This window comes from Vibrio sp. Vb0937, assembly GCF_033338855.1.
The window spans coordinates 1-1231 of record NZ_JAWOTK010000277.1; the positions used below are offsets into that span (position 1 = coordinate 1).

Below are 1231 nucleotides of genomic sequence, written 5' to 3' on the forward strand. Positions count from 1 at the left end.
TCATTCAGATGCCAATCAACATCCCATCTCTGCTTGCGCTCGTCAGTTTGAAAACACCAAACTGGTCGGGATGGGCCACCGTTATGGTCGGATGCGCAGTATCGCTCTTTATGATGTTTATCTTTGATGTACAGTGGCTCTCTTCCTCGCCATTAACACCAAGAGAAAGCAAAGACCTGTCCGTGGTCGCAACGCTTGCCGTTCATTTACTGGTGACGGGAGGCTTCTTCCTGTTTACGCGGGTCTTTTATGCCAAAGAGCCACCATCAATCCAGCAAAGTCGCACTGCACTTGCGATTCAACTAGCCACACCGATCAGCGACGAGGAGCAGTCCCCTATCAATCATAAGCAAGGACTTTATGTCGGCTCCATCACAGCGTTGGCGGGCATGTTACTGATTCTTGCCGGCGTCGTGTTAGCGGGCTCTTCTCAATCCATCTTTGTCGCAATTGGCTGCATCGTGTTGCTGTTTAGCTTGTTCCTACTACAACCTACCCAGCACTCTAAACGTGCTTGGCAGAAACAAAAACTAAGTAAGTAAATGGGTAAGTAAACCGTATTGGGCGCGTTGTTTTGTGTCGCGCCTAGTGGAAAGCTGGCTTTTTAACTCGCCAAAACTGCACATAAAAAAACGCCTACGGTGGAGCCGCAGGCGTTGGCAAATTGCTCAAAAGATCGTTCGACTATCTACGATAGTTCTCGGCGCTAACCGGGGTGAGGAATTATTCGATAATTCCCGCAACTTCACGAACCAGCTTCGCCAGTTCATCCCATTGCTCGTTGTCAATCAAATCGCCGGGTACCATCCAAGTACCACCACACGCTAAGACTGAAGAAATAGACAAGTAATCTTTAACATTGCTTGGGCTCACGCCACCGGTTGGCATGAATTTTACAGGATAAACCGCAGATAATGCTTTTAGCATCGCGACGCCGCCTGACGGTTCTGCTGGGAAAAACTTCAGCGTACGCAGACCCATTTCCATTGCTTGTTCAACCAAGCTTGGGTTGTTGACACCAGGGACGATGGTCACGTTACGCTGTTGGCAGTATTTCACTGTAGTTGGGTTGAAACCTGGGCTCACAATAAAGTCCACGCCCGCATCAATCGCTTCATCCACTTGCGCGCTTGTCAGCACAGTTCCCGCGCCAATCAGCATCTCTGGGTACGCTTCGCGCATGTTTTTGATCGCTAAAGCGGCATCTTCAGTACGGAACGTCACTTCAGCA

1 protein-coding gene and 1 pseudogene are annotated in these 1231 nt (G+C 49.6%); one reads left to right on the forward strand and one right to left on the reverse strand.

Annotation, left to right across the window (positions count from 1 at the left end):
- Positions 1-542 (forward strand): annotated as a pseudogene (locus R7P67_RS25055) (transporter); the annotation flags it as partial.
- Positions 543-723: 181 nt separating this feature from the next.
- On the opposite strand, the gene R7P67_RS25060 reads toward R7P67_RS25055, so the two are convergent.
- A partial coding sequence (locus R7P67_RS25060) for a bifunctional 4-hydroxy-2-oxoglutarate aldolase/2-dehydro-3-deoxy-phosphogluconate aldolase (RefSeq protein WP_318086351.1) occupies positions 724-1231 on the reverse strand: 508 nt, incomplete at its 5' end.